Raw genomic sequence first — 20,273 nt, 5'->3', positions numbered from 1 at the left:
CTACACTCAGCTTAACTTTCAGGATTGAATCGCTAAAGAGTAGAACGAGTGCTTTCAGCCTCAAGAACGATTATATCATTTTCATCACCCGGGGTGAAATTATTTTTTCATGATCGGTTAACTTAACACACGTGAAGGTGAGGTTATGACAAATGAATGGAAAGCAAAACAATTGAAACTGGATGACGCCATCCAGAAAATCCCAATGGGAAGCCATATTTATGCGGGCAACATGGCCGCATCGCCGCAGTTGCTCATGGATTCCCTGGTATTGCCTCAATATGGCATGGTGGATACCGAAATTATCCAGTTCTTTCCCGGAAGTCTTCATCCCTCATATATGGCCGAAGAGACCAGCAAACGTTTCAGGGCCAATACGTTTTATGTCACGCGTCCTCTCTCCAACAGTATTCGGGAGGGATGGTCCGATTACACACCACTCAGCATTTCTGACATTCCACGACTGATCCGCAACGGACAAATCAAGGTTGATGTTGTTTTGCTCAAGGTGGCTCCACCGGATGAATCAGGAATGTGCAATCTGGGCATTGGTCTGGACATCACACCTGAAGTTATCGCCAAAGCGAGTCTGGTGATTGCGGAAGTGAATGAGCACATGCCCCGAACCTGTGGACAGTCTGCCATTCCGTCAGCGATTATCCATTACTGGGTTGAAAACAATGCTCCGTTGATGAACATGGAACAATTGTTTGTGCCTGTTCCTCTGAGTCAGGAAGAGCAGGATGTTTATGATGAGATCGGCCGTCATATTGCCGGAGCAATAGAAGATGGCTCAACCCTGCATGTGGGATTGGGAAAAGCACCAAACTATGTGTTGAAACACCTGCATTCACACCAACATCTTGGCATTCATACGGAATTGTTGACAGATGGCCTCATGCGCTTGATTCAATCGGGTGCCGTGGATAATTCAAACAAAACCTTCATGCCGGGCAAAACCGTCATTTCTCATTGTTTCGGAAGCCAGGAACTTTATGATTACATTCACAATAACCAGGATCTTGAATTCACTCCGCTGTCACGCATCAATCATGTGGAAACGATAGGCTCAAATCCCAAAATGGTTGCCATTGATGAAGGTTTTGAAGTGGATCTCACCGGGCAGGTCTGTTCGGAATCAAGAGGTTATGAATTTCTGGGGGGATTTGGCGGAAAATCAGATTTTACCCGTGGAGCCATGGCCTCTGAGGGTGGAAAAGCATTTGTTGTGATGCCGTCAACCCATGACAAAGGGCGAGCGCCCAGCATTGTCACCGCCTTTCGTAAAGGCACTGGCGTGGTTTTGACACGGGCAGAAGTTCAGCATGTGTGTACGGAATATGGCATTGCGTATCTTTATGGAAAAACAATCCGGGAACGGTCCTTGTCGCTCATTGAAATTTCACATCCCAAATTCCGCGATAATTTATTGAAATTTGCCAAACAACACAACTATGTCAGTCAGACCCAGCCCGGGCATTCGTTCAAGGGCTCCTATCCTTCGGAATGGGAAAGTGTTTATATTGCCCGCAACGGAAACAGGGTGCTGATACGCCCGATCAAGGCTGTGGATGAAGGGCATGTCAAAGATTTCTTCCACAAGTTGTCTGACCGCAGCATTTACATGCGTTATTTCAAACATATCCGTTCTCTGCCGCAACTGGTGTTGCAAAAATTTACAGACATTGATTACTCCCGTGATATGGCCCTGGCGGCTCTGTATCCACCGGAAGAAGCCAATCATGAGATGGTGGGCATGGCTCAGTGGGTGATTGATACGCATGATGGCGTTCCAGAAATAGCCTTCCAGGTTCTGGATGAATGGCAGGGACAGGGGCTGGGCAAATATCTGCTGTACCGGTTGATTGAAATTGCTCAGGATTCAGGTCATATCAAAGTGAAAGCCGATGTGCTGTGTGATAATACCGCCATGAATAAAACCTTTGAACGTGCGGGATATCCGTTTGAACGGAAAGCGGAGTTTGGTGTGTATTCCTATGTGTTTGACATCACTGGAAAGCCTGTTCCTCTTCCTCCCGCAGAAACCAAACCTCAGGCGAAACCCGGCACCTCCAGGCCTCCGGAAGTCGCGGGAAAACCTTCAGCTAATGGAGGATTGTTCAAAGCCCTTGGCTCAACGCTAAAAAAAATAACACAACGTGGGAAAAGCAATGAATCAGACTCCAGGTAAAAAAATACCTGTCATTTCCCTCAAACAACATGCTTTGATTGTGTTTGATGAGGACTGTGTTTTGTGTACCGGTTCGGTTCAATTTTTAATGAAATATGATCAAAAACGGTATTTCTATTTCACGGGTCAGCATTCAGCATTGGCTCAATGGCTTTTTACACAAGCGGATTTGACATTGGCAACTGGTAAAACACTTGTATTATTCGATTCCTCCCATTATTGGACACAGAGTGACGCTGTGCTGAAAATTATGTCTGGTCTGGGGCGATACTGGCGTTTTTTCAAGATTCTGGGATGGTTTCCACAACGCTGGAGAGACAGCGTTTATGATCTGATTTCCCGTCATCGATATCAGTGGTTCGGCAAAAAACAGCACTGTCTGGTGCCTAATCCTGAACAACAATCCAGATTTCTGTCAGAAATTTTTCAAATTCGCGATTTTGCATTTCAAAAGTGATGAATTCACATCAAGGAGTTAATTTATGGATCGGGTAGATTGGAGTGATGCTTACTGTGTGGATAATCCTGTGATCGACAAACAACATGAGGAAATTTTTAAGCGAGTGAACATGCTGTATGACGCAATCCAGAATGGAAATGGCGAAACTGAAACCGCAAACATGCTGGATTTCCTCACAGGTTATGTGGTGAGCCATTTCAATGCTGAGGAATGGTGCATGAAACATCAGAAGTATCCTGATTATCCCAAACACAAACGACAGCATAACGCCTTCATACAAAAATTGAAGGTCTTCAAAATGAATTGGGAAACATCAAATAACAAATCAAGACTGATTCTGGATCTGTATCAACTCTGTATTCAATGGCTCATGAATCATATCAAAACATCGGATCAGGAGCTGGGTTATTATATTCACCATCACCTGGACAATGAGTTGGAAACCACATGAATAATCGAATCTTCCGGTTTATTTTCATAATCTTGTGCTGTTTGCTCACCAGTGTTCCGGTGTTTGCGCAGAAATATCCCATCCGTTTTTACAATGGCAGCAATGGTCTGGTTCAGAATGATGTCCTCTCCCTGTATCAGGATCGTGAAGGCTATTTATGGATCGGCACCTATGGCGGCCTCAGCCGATTTGATGGCCATGAATTCAAAAACTTCACAGAAACAGAGGGCTTGGGAGGAGCCATCGTTCGGTCCATCACACAGGATACCAGCGGCATCATCTGGTACACTTATGATGGTGGGATCGGTTCCATTGATAAAGAAACAATCACCAACCACTCGACTGAAAACCTGTTGATCGGCCATGATATTTTTGCACTCTGGCCGGCTGAAAACGAGGGCTTGTGGATCATCACTGAAGCCGGCGCCAATCTGTTTCGCAATGGACAATCCACCCCCTATCCCTTGAATGGAATCATTGATGCCAATTCTTACTGGTATGTGACAGGGGATTCTGCAGGGAATGTTTTTCTGAGAGCGGAAACAGGCTTTTATCAATGGAATTCCACTGAGCGCCGGTTTGATCATGTGACGGAAGTGGATTTTCATGTGCTTGCCATGACATTTAATGAGACAGATAAAACGCTCTATCTGGTCAGCACGAACGCCTTGTATGCCTGGCAGGATGGTGGGCTCAACAAACTGGCTGATTCCATGCTGAAAGAATCACTGACAGGCGTTACGCAGGGAATCGGGCACCAGCTTTTTGCGTATTCCAATTCCAACATCTGGCAATGGTCTCCTGAATCCCAGGCGGTTTACCAGGCTGAGTTGCTGGGATCGCCTTCCATCGTAACATTGATCCAGGACCGTGAAGGGTTTGTGTGGATGGGGCATGCCGGACTCAGCATGGTGTTATCCCGGAAAATCGTCAATGTTTCCACATTGCCATCCGAAACCATCGTCACCGATATTGTCGAAGATGCCAGTGGCCATTTCTGGATTGGCGGTGAAAATGGTCTGGTGATCATGGATCATGACTGGAATGTGCTGAAGCATGTTGAAATCGGTTATGTGAATCACATTGAACTGGATACCCGAGCCAACCTGGTCTGGGCATGCACAGATACGGATATTGTCCAACTCAGTCCAGAGGGAGAGATTCTGAAGAAAATGGGCGATCAATCGCTGTTGCTTTTGCGAGACAGCAAAGGCTTTTACTGGACTGTCATGCAGAACCAGGGATTGTTCACGATAACAGAGGAGACAATAGTTCCTGTGATGAATACCTCAAAGGGACTGCCCAGCAACAATGTGTGGGTTATTCTGGAAGATCACGACAAAAAACTATGGTTTGGTTCGGAAAAGGGTGTTTCCCTTTATGACCATCAGGAATGGAAACATTATGGCATAGATCACGGACTCACCCATGCCAACATCTGGGACCTAATGGAAGACCCTCGCTGGGGTGTGCTGGTAGGCACCGGTAAAGGCATCAATGTCTGGAAAAATGATCATTTTGAACTGTTGCCCATACTCACGGAGGAAGTGATCAATGCCCTCATCGTGGCTCCTGACGGCAAATTATGGGTCGGGACGGCTGATAGCCTGTATCGGGTAAACCAGGACATGAAAATTGAGCTGGTGCTGAACAAGGCACGGGGATTGTCAGGCAATGAAGTCTACATTCATGCCAAATGGATTGAGGGGGACTATCTTTATATGGGCACCTATGGAGGACTTTCACGGATTGAATGGAAACTGGCCTCGATTGACCAGGGTGTGGTGCCGCTGATACATCTTTCCCATGTGGAGATTAACCGTCAATCTCAGGTTCCCTCAAGGTTGTCCGCGCCTCTTGATCCTGAATACAACAACCTTACCTTTCATTTCGACAGTGTTTATTCTTTTCTCCCCAAAGAAATCAAATACCATTTTTTTCTGGAACCACTGGACCGGGAATGGTGGACGTCCGAACTGCATCAGGCCATTTATACCAACCTGTCCCCCGGAAAATATACCCTCCATGCCAGGTTGACCGCTGATTCAGGCAAGGAAAGCGCGACCCGGAATATTTCCTTTGAAGTGTTAACGCCCATCTGGATGGAAGGTTGGTTTATCGCACTCTGTTTGTTGAGCGGGATCGTGGTGCTGGGATTGGGGATTCAGGAGGTTGTGCGTTACAAAATGCATAAAAATGAATTAGAAAAAGAACGCTTGCGGGAGGAAAAAGAAAAAACGGATCAACTCTATCAGAAACAACTTCAACTGGATCATCTCAAAGACGAATTTCTGGCCAACACGTCTCACGAATTAAGAACGCCACTGAATGGCATCATTGGACTGGCCGAATCGATTCTGGACGAAAGTCTGGCGGCGTTTTCCGAAGCGCAGATCGAAAATCTCCAGATGATTGCCCAAAGCGGCAAGCGATTGTCGAACCTGGTCAATGACATTCTTGATTTTTCCAAAATGAAAAATCGGGAAATTGAATTGCATAAAAATTCACTGGATCTATGCAAAACGGTAGAAATTATTCTCATGTTCACAAAAACCGCGGTTGAACGTAAAAAACTGAGCCTTCGTAACCAGTTGCCTGAAACCCTGCCTCCTGTTCTGGCTGATGAAGAACGCCTGCAACAGATTCTGTTCAATCTGGTGGGCAATGCTGTGAAATTCACCCATGAAGGTTCTGTGACCATTTCAGCCAGTGAAGAACCGGAACAAATGCTGAAAATTTCCATCACAGACACAGGAATCGGAATTCCGACACATCTGCAGGAAAAAATTTTTAATCCCTTCGAACAGGGCGATGGCTCAACGGCCCGTGAATATGGAGGAACCGGACTGGGGCTTTCTATCACCAACAACCTTGTTGAACTGCATGGGGGAAAATTAACAGTCACCAGTGAGGTTGGTAAGGGTTCTACTTTTTCGTTCACACTCCCCATCGCCAAGGAACCTCCCATAGAAAGTTCCCATAATATAAAACGGGTGCACTTCATCCCGGATCAGGCTGAACACAAACCCCTTACCGCGGGAATGGAATCTCCTGTTTCTGACATTGCGGTCATCTCGATGGAGTTGCCGATAACCAGGGATGTTCGCAAGATTCTGATCATTGATGATGAACCTGTAAATCTTCGTGTCCTGAAAAATCAACTCACCCATCATGGTTATGAAGCCATCACGGCCAATGATGGTTTCCAGGGTCTGGAATTACTGGCAAATACCAAATTTGACCTGATTATCCTGGATTTGATGATGCCGAGAATGAGTGGTTATGAAGTTTGCTCGAAAATCAGAAAAACCTATGGCCCCTCTGAACTTCCCATCATCATGCTGACCGCAAAAAATCAGATTTCCGATCTGATCCAGGGATTGAATATGGGAGCGAATGATTATCTCATCAAACCGTTCAACAAGCAGGAACTGATCACCCGTGTCAAAAATCACATCTATCTGTCTCACACCAACCGGGCCTATCAGCGGTTTGTTCCGCATGAGTTTCTGGAACTGCTCGACAAGGAAAGCATTGTGGATGTCGGTCTGGGAGAGTGTATCCAGCGGCATATGAGTGTGATGTTCGCGGATATCCGTTCGTTCACCTCACTTTCAGAACAGATGACACCCATTGAAAATTTTAATTTTATCAATTCCTATCTGAAACGCATGGAACCCATCATCTGGGAAAATCATGGCTTTGTGGACAAGTATATTGGTGATGAAATCATGGCCTTGTTCCCTCAGCGGGAAGAGGATGCGGTCAACACGGGAATTCAGATGCTCAAAACGCTGGCTGATTACAACATTCACCGTTCACACAACAACTATGAACCCATCAAGATTGGTATCGGTATCAATTCCGGTAGCATGATGCTGGGAACCATTGGCGGAATCAACCGGATGGAAAGTACGGTCATCAGCGATGCGGTCAACCTGGGAGCCCGACTTCAGGGACTGACCAAAATTTATAAAACCCCCTTGCTGATCAGTCAGACCACCTTTTACACTCTGGTCAACACACACAAGCACACCCGCTTCATTGATCAGGTCAAGGTGAAAGGCAAATCTGACGCGGTTTCAGTGTATGAAGTGTTTGACGCGGACCCGCCGGAACTGTTTGATGGCAAATGCAAAACCTTAAAAACTTTTGAAACCGCATGGTTGCATTATCAACATCGGGAATTTGCGGAAGCGGCCCAATTGTTCAAGGAATGCCTGACCCAAACACCTGGTGATGAAACCTCCAGAGTTTTTATGGAACGCTGTGAATTCCTGACCCACGAAGGCGTCAAGGAAGGCTGGGACGGAATCATCTCGCTGGATACCAAATAAACACCTGTTCCTGAAAACCGTGGAACTGTGCAGGTGGTCTGAAAATGAGCCACCAAGAACGCCAAGAACACGAAAAAAAGGTTTTTTATATAAATGAAGTCCTCCGTGAAACCCTGATTTTCCAGTTTACTGGTACATATTCCTTTTTTACTTTGTGTTCTTCGTGTACTTCGTGGCTAAAAAAGTACCTGCACAGCTCGAAAACCTTGTGGAACACAGAAATGCTTCATTATCCTACATAACGGAACATAACCACAGAAACATCATCATCTGGAGGTGTTTCTGCCGCAAAATGCTCAACCTCCAGCAATAGTTTTTCCAGTAGCATGCTCAACTCTAGTTTATGGTTTTCCTGAATAAACCGGATCAATCTTTTCTCTCCGAACATTTCATCATCTAAGTTACGTCTTTCAGTAATGCCGTCCGTGAAAAAAACCACCAAAGCGCCAGGTTGAAGTGAATACAATTTTTCCCGAGATTGGAACAAGGGTGCTTGAACCACCCCCAGTACCATACAATTGGCGGTTAAAATTTCAACGTTATCGCCGCTGGCTGGCAGGATGATCACAGGAGGATGTCCTGCGTTAACAATAGTCAGATCCCCATCCTTCCTGATTTGCAGAAGAACTGCGGACATAAATCGTTCATCAGGTAAATTCGCTTTCAATTCGTCATTGATGAACGTTATGACTTCGCCTGGAGACGCCTTAGTATTTTGACTGAGTAGCGTATTTACCATGATGGTGGTCAGTGCGGCCGCAACACCGTGACCGGTGCTGTCTCCAAGGAATAAATTGAACTGACCCGACGCATTGGCGTAAAGCTTGTAAATATCTCCGGAAACATGCGAATGAGCCTGATAGTGTACGGCGATTTCAAGAAACTCCGGTGTCGTGAAATCGGTAAATAGTTGGGACTGAAGCACCGCCGCGGTTTTCAGGTCTTTTGTTATCCGCTCATTATGATTTTCCAGTTCCTCATTGGCCAGCACCAGGGATTGATTGGTAATTTCCAGGGCGTCTGTTGTGATGCGGAGTTCTACATGCGTTTTAACCCGTTGCTTGACCACTACCGGGCGAAACGGTTTGGTCACATAATCCACCGCGCCCATTTCAAATCCCTGAATTTCATTCTTTTCATCTGTTTTGGCCGTAATAAAAATCACAGGAATTTTCCGGGTGGCGGGATTCGCTTTCAATGCCTTACAGACCGCATAACCATCCATTTCCGGCATCGTAACATCCAGTAGAATGAGATTTAATTTTTCTGTTGCATTGGCCAGATGAATAGCCTGCTCGCCATTATTGGCCACGAGAATCATATAGTCCTGATGCAGGAGTTCTGTCAGGATTTGAGTGTTGGCGGACTCATCATCCACAATCAGTATTGTGGGCTTTGTTGGTTTGTAATCTGTTTGTTCTAAAACGCCTGCAGGAGTGAACCTGTTGAGTACCTCATGAAGTTGGGGTTCAATCGTTTTCAGAATCTCAAAAACTTTGCTCAAGGCAAGTTCGAGACGATCACTCTGTTCGGGGTAATTGGCGTCATCTTGTTCTTTCAGACTCATTTCCAGAGCACGAGCTGTGTCATGAACTTCTTGCAGTGAAAGATTTCCGGCAAGTCCCTGCAAGGTGTGAGCAATCTGTTTTGCCATGAGGAAATCATGGTTATGAATGGCCTTTCGAATGTCATCAACAATAGAGTGATAGTTTTGTGGAAAAGACAGCAGTAATTCCGCATATAATTTCTGATTTCCATTCAATCGTGTGAGTCCTTCATGAAGATCAATACCTGCCAGAGGTTCAGCAAATACACCTGTGGGATGTTTTGCGCGCCTGACCGCGGTTGTTGAAACAACAGTCTCGGTGATGGTGTGATTGCTACTTACAGGTGTGAGCCAGGTTGATAGAACAGAAAATAACTGAGCTGGATCAATCGGTTTGCTGACATGATCATTCATGCCTGCGGCCAGACATTTTTCTTTGGTGCCACCCATGGCATGAGCGGTCATCGCAATAACAGGCAAATCCTTGTATTCCGGGTTTTTACGAATCAGTTCCGTTGCTTCATATCCTCCCATTACAGGCATCTGGAGATCCATCAGCACCAAATCGTAGGACTTTTTCTGAAGAGTCTCTACGGCTTCACGACCATTATTGGCAATATCTACCCGCAATCCCGCTCTTGTCAAAATTTCAAGGGCAACCTGCTGATTCAACAGGTTGTCTTCTACCAACAATACAGCGTTGTCATTCCATTTCGGACCATGTCTGTCACTGGCGGTTTTCACAAGGGGAGATGTTTTCTGGAATTGTTCTGACAAAATTTCTTTGGTCACAGGTGTTTCATTGACAATTCCTGCTTTGAGTCCGATGCCATCCCTTGAAATCAGTTGAAGCGGCGGATTAACCGAAGGAATGCGGAGAAGCTTGATCGTGAAAAAAAAGGTACTGCCCTTTCCGGGTTCACTGACCACAGCAATCTGTCCCTCCATCATTTCCACCAGACGTTTGGAGATGACCAACCCCAACCCTGTTCCACCATACTTGCGGGTAATGGAACTGTCCCCCTGCGAAAAGGAAGAAAATAACCTGGCGGTTTGTTCAGGCGTCATGCCGATTCCAGTGTCACTCACAGTGAATCGAAGGGTACTGTGTGTTTCAGACTGATGTACCTGTTCTACCTTGATCAGGATATGTCCTGCTTCAGTGAATTTGACAGCATTGTTGACCAAATTGATCAGAATCTGCCCCAGACGTAAGGAATCACCCTTTAAGAACCGGGGAACTTCACTGTCAATCTGATGAATTATTTTCAGATTTTTTTGAGTGGCAATGACAGAAACGATACCAATGATGTTTTGCATCACTTCTTCCAGGTTGAACTCGACAGACTCCATTTCAATTTTTCCAGCTTCAATTTTTGAAAAATCGAGGATGTCATTGATAATCCGCAACAGTGATTTTCCGGCGGTTTCGATTTTGGAAAGATAATCATATTGACTGGGGCTGAGTTCTGTCTTCAGGGCCAATCCTGAAAAACCGATGATGGCATTCATGGGGGTGCGCAGTTCATGACTCATGTTGGTAAAAAATTCTGTTTTTTTGGCATTCAATTGCCTGAGCTTGAAATTATAATAGAATCCTGCGGCTCCCAGCACCAGAAAACCGATAATAATTTTTATAATCAGGGAATAATCAATGGCCGTCTGAACATTGATGGACACATGCCTGTTGACAATCGAACCAGTTTCCTGAGGTGTTATGGTTTGGACACCCTTGTTGAGAATATTACGGAGGATGGGTTCATTTTTCAGGATACCCATTCGAAGTTTATTTGCGTAGCGGGGAATTTCTCCTGAAATCTTGAGATTAAACAGGCCCTCTGTCTTGATTGTATAGGCGGCAACAATGAGCGACCGCATGGTCATATCAGCGTTACGCTCTGAAACGAGGGTGATGGACTCCTGTTCTGATCCTGTTCGAATGATGGAAAGATTGGGATAATCATTCCTGAATCGTTCTTCCATGGAGGTTTCACGTGGAAGCGCGATGGATTCATTGATGAGACTGGCGGGATCCGAAATAAAATCGTGTTCTTCGCGGGTGATAAAAACATTCGAGTCAGTAAAAATTGGATCAGTAAAAATAAGCCATTCTTCTCGCTTGGATGTTTGATTGATAAAACTCAAAATCTGGCATTTTCCTTCCTTGGAGGCCTGAACACTTTCATCCCAGATTTTTGCCTGAAAAAGTTGAAGATTGAGACCTGTCCGCTCCGCAACCAGCCTGATGAGGTCAGCGGCAATGCCTTCGTGTTCGCCGTTTTCATTAATTCGTTCAAAAGGTATCCAGTCCGGATCCACGCACATGGTGACCGATGGATGATTTTGAAGGTATGTTTGCTCTTCGGGCGTAAGTTCAATGGCTTGACAAACCGGTTGCAATGCGATGAACAATGCGATAAACCAAAATGCTTTTAAGGCAGAATGGATAATTATTGAGTGCATCATAAATTCATACTGTAATTAGAGGGCTACCGTTTGATGACTTATATGTGTGAACAACTCAAAATCGAACCGGCTAAACCCGGCTAAATCCCAAATTTAGAATTGCTGTTTGAAAATCAACTTGATACGTCATCCCATTTATATGGCCCTCTTGGAGGAAGTATCCCTACTTCTCTAGCAAATACATCCAGTCGGTTTGCTGTAACAGGACCTAAATATTTCTTCACGAGTACGCGTAATCCATCATAATCAATTTTTTCTGCCAATAAGAGAGTTTTTACATCCAGATCATCTTTAGGCTCACCAGAAACCAACTTCATAGTAATTAAATACTGCAAGCTTACTACAGGCACAATTTCTCCGAACATCTCTATATCTCTTCTGGCATTTTCTATGGCTTCTCTGAAAAGCAGATCAAATCCATCTAATCGTCTATCAATAAAATCTACAATCAAATCAGATTCTCTCACGGCAACACCACCTATAGGTAACAGGTGAACCTTAAGTCCTTGTTGTTTGAGTGTTTCCTCCATTTTTGACGAATCTTGAGTTAAAATCGCAAAATCAACATCCTTTGTAAATTGTTGACGATCGGATGGCAAATAAAGCCATGTGGCTATTCTGCCAATCAAAGCAAAGTTTGTAATGCCACACTCTCTCAGCAATTTCAGAGATGATCTGAGTGATGGATTTGGATCAAAAACAGGGATTTGTTGAATAACCATAATTTCTTATCGCTTATAAGTTTCGGGGTTGGTCACAGATTGGGCCACTTTGTCATCTCGAACGCCTGTGAGAGATCTGAACATGCCGGGCTGAAAAGATTTCTCACCTACGGTTCGAAATGACACGCAGTTCATTGTCCGAAAATGTGACCAACCCCAAACTGAGAACTGAAAGCTGAGAACTTACCACTGTCGAGTTCATAACAGGAGGTATGCCATAAACTTCTAACCGATGGCAAGGTCAAACTCGTGAGGGATGGCCTCAAGGAAGCCAGGTCAAAACAACGGGCCGACGTGCAAAAACCTCATCCTTTTTATCAGTAACGTCAATTCTGGATATTGATTCGTTGACAAACCTGTTCTGAAACGTTTAATACAAGGAGAAGTTGGTTTTTAAATCCTCCAATCATTATTCGGAAAAAAACAGGGTCCCCATGTCGCGAATGATCCCTCTCGCCATTTTAGTTTTCCTTTGTCTGTTCTCATTCCCGCTCAAGGGCTTCAGTGTCACACCAGTGGTGCTTGATGAAGGACAGAATCAATATTCCATAGGACGGCATCTGGAAATTCTGGTCGATCCGGAACGCAAGTTCACGATTGATGAGGTGAAGTCAGCGACCTGGGAACCCAGCCAGAAAGACACACCGAGTTTCGGGTTCACCAAGGCCATTTACTGGGTACGGTTTACCATCGAAAATCCTTTTCCCAAAGACCAGACCTGGTTGCTGGAGTATGGTTATCCACCGATGGATCTGATCGAACTGTATCTTCCTCAGCCTGATGGAACTTTTGAGATCAAACGCTCCGGCGACACCCTGCCGTTTTCGTCAAGAGCGCTCACACACCGCAATCCCACTTTCATGATCCCGTTGCCGCCCAATCAACAGCAGACGTTTTATATGCGCTTCGTGACAGAAAGCTCCATGCAGTTTCCACTGACGCTCTGGTCGGCCTTCGCGTTTACGGAAAAAGATCATGCGGAACAATATGGCTTCGGACTGTATTATGGCATCATGCTGGTGATGGTGCTGTATAACCTGTTTATCTATACAGCCATTCGGGATCGCAGTTATTTGTATTATGTATTTTATGTGGTGGCTTACAGTCTGTTTCAAATGTCTCTGAACGGACTTGCTACTGAATTGTTCTGGCCCAACTGGATGTGGTGGGCGAACCGTAGTGTTCCATTCTGGATTGGCGGCGCTTTTTTCGGACTGCTGATTTTCAGTAAATCATTCCTGCATGCCAGACGCTATGCTCCACGACTGAACCATGTTCTCACCGGTTTGTTGACAGGATTCGGCCTTGTGATGGTTGTGTCGCTGGTGGCAAAATATGCCCTGAGCATCAAACTGGCGGTTGCGTTGGTGGTGATTTCTCCGTTTTTCCTGATCGCTGTCGCCCTTATCTGCTGGAAAAACAACTATTCTCCGGCCCGGTATTATGTGTTTGCGTTTGCCGCTCTGCTTTCCGGAATTGTTATGACCGGGTTGAGCGCGGCCGGGTTGATCCCCAGCAATTTTCTGACAAATTACGGCATTCAGATTGGTTCGGCTCTTCAGGTGATTTTGTTGTCTCTGGCCCTGGCCGACCGCATTAATCTGGAACGGCGTGAAAAATTTCTGGCACAGCGTGAAGCGTTACAGGCCAATGAAAAAGCGATCGAAGCGCAAAAACAGGCGATCAAGGCTCAGGAGGAATCCATTGAAAATCTGAAAAAGGCAGACAAACTCAAGGATGAATTCATGGCCAACACCTCCCATGAACTGCGCACGCCTCTCAATGGAATCATCGGTCTGACCGATTCGCTGCTGGATGGTGCTGAAGGCGCTGTGAATGCTGGACAGGCCAAGACCATGAGAATGGTCATCCAGAGCGCAAAACGACTCGCTAATCTGGTCAATGACATCCTGGACTTTTCCAAAATGAAAAAACAGGAACTGCAATTACAAATTAAAAAAGTTGTGTTTCCTGACATTGTCCAGTTGGCGGTTTCGCTGTCACAAGCCTTGATCGGGAATAAATCCCTGCAACTGGTGAACCTGGTCCCCAACGATCTTCCGCTAATTCAGGCCGATGAAAACAGACTTCAGCAAATCCTGCTGAACTTGCTGGGAAACTCCATCAAATTCACGCATGCAGGAGAGGTCCGGATCAAAGCGGAACTCAAAGACAATTGGATCCATGTCGCGGTCGAAGACACCGGAATTGGCATTCCCGCCAATCAGCAATCCAGAATTTTTGAATCTTTCGAACAGGGGGATGGTTCCACCGCCAGAGAATATGGCGGAACAGGGCTTGGGCTCAGCATCACCAAACGATTGATTGAACTGCATGGTGGAACCATTGGTGTTCAAAGTGAACCAGGCAAAGGGTCTGTGTTTTTTTTCACTCTGCCACTGACACAAAGTGGCGAAGTGTCAGAGATGCGATCAACTCCTGTGTTGACACGGCCTGAAGTGGAATCGCTGGAATCGGGGGTCGCAGAGCCTGTGTTGACCACAGGAAAACCTGTAGAAACAAAAGCTGAAACTGAAGTGACATCCGCTCCTGAAGAACCGGTTGAATCCGCCAATCTGCGTCCGGTCGCGCTCATTCGGCAAGAAGATGGCCGGATTCCCAAAGTGCTGGTGGTCGATGATGAGCCTGTGAATATTCAAGTGTTGAAGAACCAGTTGAAGATCCGCGGTTACGACGTTATTTCCGCACAGGATGGCTTTGAGGCACTGGATCTGGTGGAAAAGGAAAAACCTGATCTCATGCTACTGGATATCATGATGCCCCGCATGAGTGGCTATGAAGTCTGCCAGACCATCCGCAAAAGGCATGATCCTGTGTTGATGCCCATCATCATGTTGACTGCCAAAAATCAGGTGGAAGATATGGTGCGGGGACTTCAGTATGGGGCCAATGACTATCTGTGCAAACCGTTTCACAAGGAAGAACTGATGGCCCGGGTGCAAACCCATGTGGCGTTCAAATACGCGGTTGAAGGCTTAAAAAGCGCGGAACGGCTGGAAATGGAACTGCAAACTGCCTCCATGGTGCAGGAACTGTTGATTCCCAAGGAAGATCCCCACCTTGAATGTTTTGATATTTCGAGCTTTTACCAATCGGCCTCAGAAACCGGTGGCGACTGGTATGATTACCGTTACCACAATGACACGCATACCCTCGACGTCCTGATTGGTGATGTGACCGGACATGGCGCGCCGGCGGCGATCATCACGGCTTTGGTCAACAGTTTCTATCATTCGCTGGAAAAACACCGTCAGGAACTTGAAAAATATGGAGAACTGGATAATAAACTTCTGGAACCGTCCTATCTCTTGGGATTGCTCAACAATCTCCTGCACGAAACAGCGTCAGGGCAATACAACATGACTTTCTTTTACTCCATCATGGATCTGAAACAAAAAACATTGACCTATTCCAGTGCGGCTCATAATCCCTGTCTGATTTGGCGTCCCTCCCAATTCACGGTCACACGCCAGAATCGTGAAAAACAAAAACCCTTCATGAATCTGAATATTCCCGGTGATCATCTGGGCTACAGTGAAGGCAGTGTTTATCAGGTGCAGACCTTTGCACTGCAACCCGATGATGTCGTCATCTGGTACACGGATGGTCTGATTGAAAATGAAAGTCCCGCTGAAGAAATGTTTGGCGAAAAACGTCTGAAAAAAGCCATTCAGGAATGCGAAGGATTCACTGCTGAACAAATCAAAAACCGGATTATTGAAGTGGCTTATGCGCATTACGCCGATCATCCCCGAGGTGACGACATCACACTGATTGTTGGAAAAGTAAAATAATTCCCACTATTTCAAACTCTCTGCCTCTAATGGAGCTTTATGTCTGAGATGAAGATTGAATTTTCTGAAAACGGAATCTGTTTCGTGTCAGGAAAGCTGAACGAGTACATGAACATGGCACCGGTGGTTCACAGTGGAAAAAATCCGCTGATTCTGAATTTGAAGGGTGTGGTGTCTACCAATTCCATTGGCGTTAAAATGTGGATTGATGGTCTTCAGGAATTGCGTGAGAAACAGATCAGCATTGAATATCATGAATGCTCCCTGCCCATTTTACTCCAGTGCAACATGATTCCTTCCTTTTCAAAAAACATCGCGATTCAATCGTTTTTTATTGATTACGCCTGTGCTGATTGCGGGGAAGAGAAAACACAACTGCTCACACTGGAGCAGGTTCAGCAAAATGATTATCCCATTCCCTCATGTCCTGAATGTGGTGAGGAAATGGAGATGGACAAGGAAGACATCCTTGATTTTCTGGAGTGGACGTCATGAAATATCAACAGTTCCAACTATGGAGCCTTATCAAGAAATGGCTGTTGTCTCTCGGTGTCTGGTCCATGCTGATCATGCCGGTGTGGGGTGAAACCTGTTATGTCCTGGTGGAAAGCACAGGATCCTATGAAGCTAAAACCGTGGAATTCCTTTCGTTGAGTTTGATTCGCCAGTTTGTCGAATGGGTGGAAATGGTTCCGCCCTCCGGCGTGGGACCCAACGAATGTGTGTACCGGGTGGCTGTGGTTGAAGATCGGGAAGGTCTGGAAGTGGTGCTTTCCGGCCAGCGCAGCAGTTCTTTTGGCGATTCAAAACTTCGTGGCAAGGAAGGGTTGAAACAGGGGCTTCTCAATGCGATTTACCGTTCCGGAACCGCATCCCGTGAAAAATTATGTGAAGCTTATGCGGATCTGGTCAATGAATGTTCCCAGAGCAATCAGGCGGCGCCCGTGACTCCGCCTGTCGTTGTGGCACCTGCCGCAAAAGCGACTACGGCACCTCCCAATTCTGAACCAGAGGAAGTCGCGCCAGAGGAATCACCGCCTGTGCATCAACGAACAGCACAGGAAGAACCTTCCACACCGTTTCTTCCACCGCCACCACGACCAGTAAAAGATTTGACGCTGAAAGTATTTGTGGGTCCCCTTTCGTCTCAGGATTTCACACTTGTGATGGATCAGGACTCTTCAAGTCAATATGCTCTGGACACCGGTGGTTTTACACTGGGCGCAAGATGGTTTCCCGGACTTTCCATCCCGGTTTCAGCAACATTTTTATGGTACCGTGGGGATATCAATTCATTGACGTATTCCGAGGATTCTGAGGAAGATTCTGAAGCGGAGCCTGTGGTTACATATCCTTCCGGTTTCAGTTCACGATCAATTGTGAGTGTTGAATACAACTGGTTTTTTGCCAACTGGTTTGAAAACTGGTTTCTGCAACGGTTCTCGCTGTTTGCGGGAATGGGTTTTCATTCCGTATCGGTTGAAATTGGCGACACTGATCCCGAAACAATCAACAGCCGGGGCATCGGCTTTGTGTTTGGAACCGACTATACCTTTGATAACAACATGTTCGCCATGTTCATTGTCGGCATTGGTGGTGACAATACTATAGGTGGAACCGTTGTGGATCAAATCAGGGATGCTGGCGGAAATCCAACAGTCAGCACGACAGTCACCTCGCTGTCGATTGGTTACAGTTTTTAACCGCTCAATTTTTTTCGAATAATCTTAGGATTAAATCATGAAATGGTTTCTTTCTGTTCTTGCGATATTATTGATGTTTTCAATGCATTCTGACATTGCGGTTGCTGACGGGAGGATCTGTTTTCTGCTTGATAGAGCCGCGGTCTGTCCCTCGGGAAGCCTGAATCCTGCTCAGGAAATTCAGGTTAATTCCGCTATCAAGGGAAGTGGTACAAATTCTGTTAGCGGTTTGCATGAGCCCGTTAATACTTCTGTGAACGCCCCTCGTCCGCAGGTTCAACAGATGCCTGTTACGCCATCAGTGGTAAGGCCCTCAACCCCACAACAGGAGTCATCCCCCGGATTTCAGAACCAAAATTCCGCACGCCCCAATGTTTCACCACAAACACCACCGGACAGAGCTGGAACACAGGAAACACGTCCAATAAATCAATCACAGGACTCATCAGGTCGTATGCCTGTTCCCGCAGGAAAAGACAGCCTGTCTGCTGAGCCATCCCAGCCATCCCAGGCAAACAAAAATCAGCCGGAAAACAACGCCCTCAACAATCAGGGCCGGGGTAATCAGGGCGGCAATGGGCAGGGACAGGAAAATCAGCGACAAGGTAATCAGGGGGGCAATGAACAGGGAACAGAAAATCAGGAAACCAATGAGCAGGGCCCCTTAAATGCTGTTCCTGGTAGCGGTAATCAGGAAAATCAAACGATTGCTCCGACGGCAAACACCGGACAAAACAACACAGGCACGGAAACCACCTTACAGACCAAAGTTGTAACCTCTGGCACCACAGATTCCGGAAATACAGCACGGGTTGAAACCACCACAAATACCAGTTCATCGACCACTCAAACGGTTGTGCCTTACACACCAACGACAAATACGGTCAATCCTGTTCCGAACACACAACGCATTGTATCAACGGTTAATACGATCAATCCCGCGCCAAACACACAAGGATCCACAGACCAGAAGGTGAATGAACCAGTTGTCAACAAAGACGGCCAGAATTCCCCCAATAATGGTAAACTCCGGACCGGTACGACAGCACCTCCCCCAAATGAAAAAAAGCAGGCTCCGCCTCCCCCAAAAAAGCCCGCAGAAAAGAAAGAAGAAAAGAAGGAGAAAAAATCCGAAAACGGTTTTGAAAAAGGGAGTGGTTCCGCGGGAGCCAACGGTTTTATTTCAGAGGATGCGCAAGTGTATTCCCTGCCGTTTTCCTATAATTTCAATTCATGGTTCCAACTCTCTGTTTCTATTCCCTACATTGTAACGGATGAAGCCAAAGGTTGGGGCAACAGTCTGGTAGCAGGCAAGTTTCTGACTAACTTGACACCTGATATGTCCCTGCTCACCACGATGGGACTCTATACCACCTCAGGCAATGTCGCGGTCGGATCCCGAAGTGTGATTGATTATCAGTTCAGTCAGAGTTTTATGTGGCTATACAGTCCAACCGTTTACTTGATCAGCTATTCTGCCTTGTTTCGTCCTGTGGATGAAGATTTGCTGGATAAAGGTGATATCTTTTCATTCTTTGTTGGTTTGGATACACCCGCTTTCTGGTGGGGTGACTATTTGAGCATGTATGCCGCTTTTTCCGGTACCTCAACTCAGGAAGATCTCCTGGAAGACAATGGCTTAGGCAATCAGCGAACCACTGTGGACACTATTCTCGGCGTGTCGTTTTATCGATGGAATTTCAGAATGGGCATCACGCTTCCAACTTATACCGCATCAGATGAAATTGAAAATTCTGATCGGAGTGTTGCCTTTGATTTTGGTGTGCGCTTCACACTCCGTTAAACCAATCAAGGTTCTATGAAACATAAGGTTGTATTTTTTCGTAAAAATTTTTGGCTATGTTTGTGGATATTGTTGACTCTGCTGGTCGTCATCTCATGCGGTGATGACGATCAGACAGGTGGCGGCGTGATCTTTGAACTGACGTGGGACACTCAGGCGGAATCGATCCCTGAGGGAAACACCAGGACGCTTCCGGCGGAGGTTTCTCAGCTTCAGGTTTCTGTGCTGAACAATGCCGGGGAGGTGGCTAAAAATTCTGCGGGAGTCCATCTGCAGTTGAGTCTGGGGAAGGATGCCACTGTTGGTGTACTGGAGGCGATTATTCCAGGTGTTTATACCGTGCGTTTTCTGGGATTGGGCAGTGATGGTACGACTCCACTTTACAGAGCTATACGTAACAATGTAACAGTTCAGGACAACCAGACCACCAACCTCGGTGTGATTCAAATGACAAAAACCACTCAAACGACCACAACAACAACGCCCCCCTCAGGAACTGGCACTCAACCTACCACCACAACGTCGCCCCCCTCAGGAACTGGCACTCAGCCACGCCCCCCCGGTGTTGTGCAATAGCCAAAGTGATTACCTTCCTTTCAACTCACACGGTTCTTTTTGAGATATGCCGCCAAATGCTGATCCATTTTGACGATATGATTGATCAGCCAGTCGATCAGGTGTGTTTTAAGCAGGTCCGCAAGTTGATGGCTGTTGAATGAGTTTTTTGCCTGCTCTTTCAATTCCTCGAGTTTGTCCACAAAATAGACATGCTGTGTTT

Annotated in this window: 12 protein-coding genes; 9 read left to right on the top strand and 3 right to left on the bottom strand. The window is 46.1% G+C overall.

Annotated elements, in window-relative coordinates; translation table 11 throughout:
• Positions 1-145 precede the first annotated feature (145 nt).
• The 4 genes from HQM11_20225 to HQM11_20210 are packed head-to-tail and all read left to right on the top strand — an operon-like array spanning position 146 to position 7,439.
• Positions 146-2,191, top strand: a complete 2,046-nt coding sequence (locus tag HQM11_20225) for a GNAT family N-acetyltransferase (protein MBF0353365.1) — start codon at positions 146-148, stop codon at positions 2,189-2,191.
• Entirely contained in the window at positions 2,172-2,648 is a 477-nt protein-coding gene (locus HQM11_20220) for a DUF393 domain-containing protein (GenBank protein MBF0353364.1), read from the top strand. The genes HQM11_20225 and HQM11_20220 overlap by 20 nt, the downstream gene beginning before the upstream one ends.
• Before the next feature lie 25 nt (positions 2,649-2,673).
• Positions 2,674-3,102 (top strand): hemerythrin family protein, encoded by a 429-nt coding sequence (locus HQM11_20215; GenBank protein ID MBF0353363.1) that lies wholly within the window; start codon positions 2,674-2,676, stop codon positions 3,100-3,102.
• A complete protein-coding gene (locus HQM11_20210; GenBank protein MBF0353362.1) occupies positions 3,099-7,439 on the top strand; it encodes a response regulator in 4,341 nt (1,446 codons plus the stop codon). The genes HQM11_20215 and HQM11_20210 overlap by 4 nt, the downstream gene beginning before the upstream one ends.
• Before the next feature lie 229 nt (positions 7,440-7,668).
• Here the strand turns inward: HQM11_20210 and HQM11_20205 are convergent, their stop codons facing one another.
• Together HQM11_20205 and HQM11_20200 are read right to left on the bottom strand one after the other, a co-directional pair.
• Complete coding sequence (locus tag HQM11_20205; GenBank protein ID MBF0353361.1) at positions 7,669-11,451, bottom strand: response regulator; 3,783 nt, start codon at positions 11,449-11,451, stop codon at positions 7,669-7,671.
• 113 nt (positions 11,452-11,564) lie between these two features.
• A complete protein-coding gene (locus HQM11_20200; GenBank protein ID MBF0353360.1) occupies positions 11,565-12,173 on the bottom strand; it encodes a hypothetical protein in 609 nt (202 codons plus the stop codon).
• Between the two features lie 434 nt (positions 12,174-12,607).
• Here HQM11_20200 and HQM11_20195 point away from each other — a divergent pair, with 434 nt between their 5' ends.
• The 5 genes from HQM11_20195 to HQM11_20175 are packed head-to-tail and all read left to right on the top strand — an operon-like array spanning position 12,608 to position 20,071.
• Positions 12,608-15,988, top strand: a complete 3,381-nt coding sequence (locus HQM11_20195; GenBank protein ID MBF0353359.1) for a SpoIIE family protein phosphatase — start codon at positions 12,608-12,610, stop codon at positions 15,986-15,988.
• 39 nt (positions 15,989-16,027) lie between these two features.
• Positions 16,028-16,483 carry a hypothetical protein gene (locus HQM11_20190; protein MBF0353358.1) on the top strand — a complete coding sequence of 152 codons (456 nt, stop codon included), beginning with the start codon at positions 16,028-16,030 and terminating at the stop codon, positions 16,481-16,483.
• Positions 16,480-17,691: a hypothetical protein gene (locus tag HQM11_20185; protein ID MBF0353357.1), complete on the top strand. Its 1,212-nt coding sequence runs from the start codon at positions 16,480-16,482 to the stop codon at positions 17,689-17,691. The genes HQM11_20190 and HQM11_20185 overlap by 4 nt, the downstream gene beginning before the upstream one ends.
• Before the next feature lie 37 nt (positions 17,692-17,728).
• The gene (locus HQM11_20180; GenBank protein ID MBF0353356.1) at positions 17,729-19,495 is read left to right on the top strand and encodes a hypothetical protein; all 1,767 of its coding nucleotides are present in this window, start codon (positions 17,729-17,731) and stop codon (positions 19,493-19,495) included.
• A gap of 15 nt (positions 19,496-19,510) precedes the next feature.
• On the top strand, positions 19,511-20,071 hold the full coding sequence (locus HQM11_20175; protein MBF0353355.1) for a hypothetical protein: 561 nt from the start codon (positions 19,511-19,513) through the stop codon (positions 20,069-20,071).
• Between the two features lie 20 nt (positions 20,072-20,091).
• Here HQM11_20175 and HQM11_20170 read toward each other — a convergent pair.
• A partial coding sequence (locus HQM11_20170) for a hemerythrin (protein ID MBF0353354.1) occupies positions 20,092-20,273 on the bottom strand: 182 nt, incomplete at its 5' end.

It is taken from the genome of SAR324 cluster bacterium (genome assembly GCA_015232315.1).
In the GTDB taxonomy this organism is placed as follows: domain Bacteria; phylum SAR324; class SAR324; order SAR324; family NAC60-12; genus JADFZZ01.
Note: the sequence above shows the minus strand (reverse complement) of the source record. Positions and strands in the feature narration are given on the sequence as shown.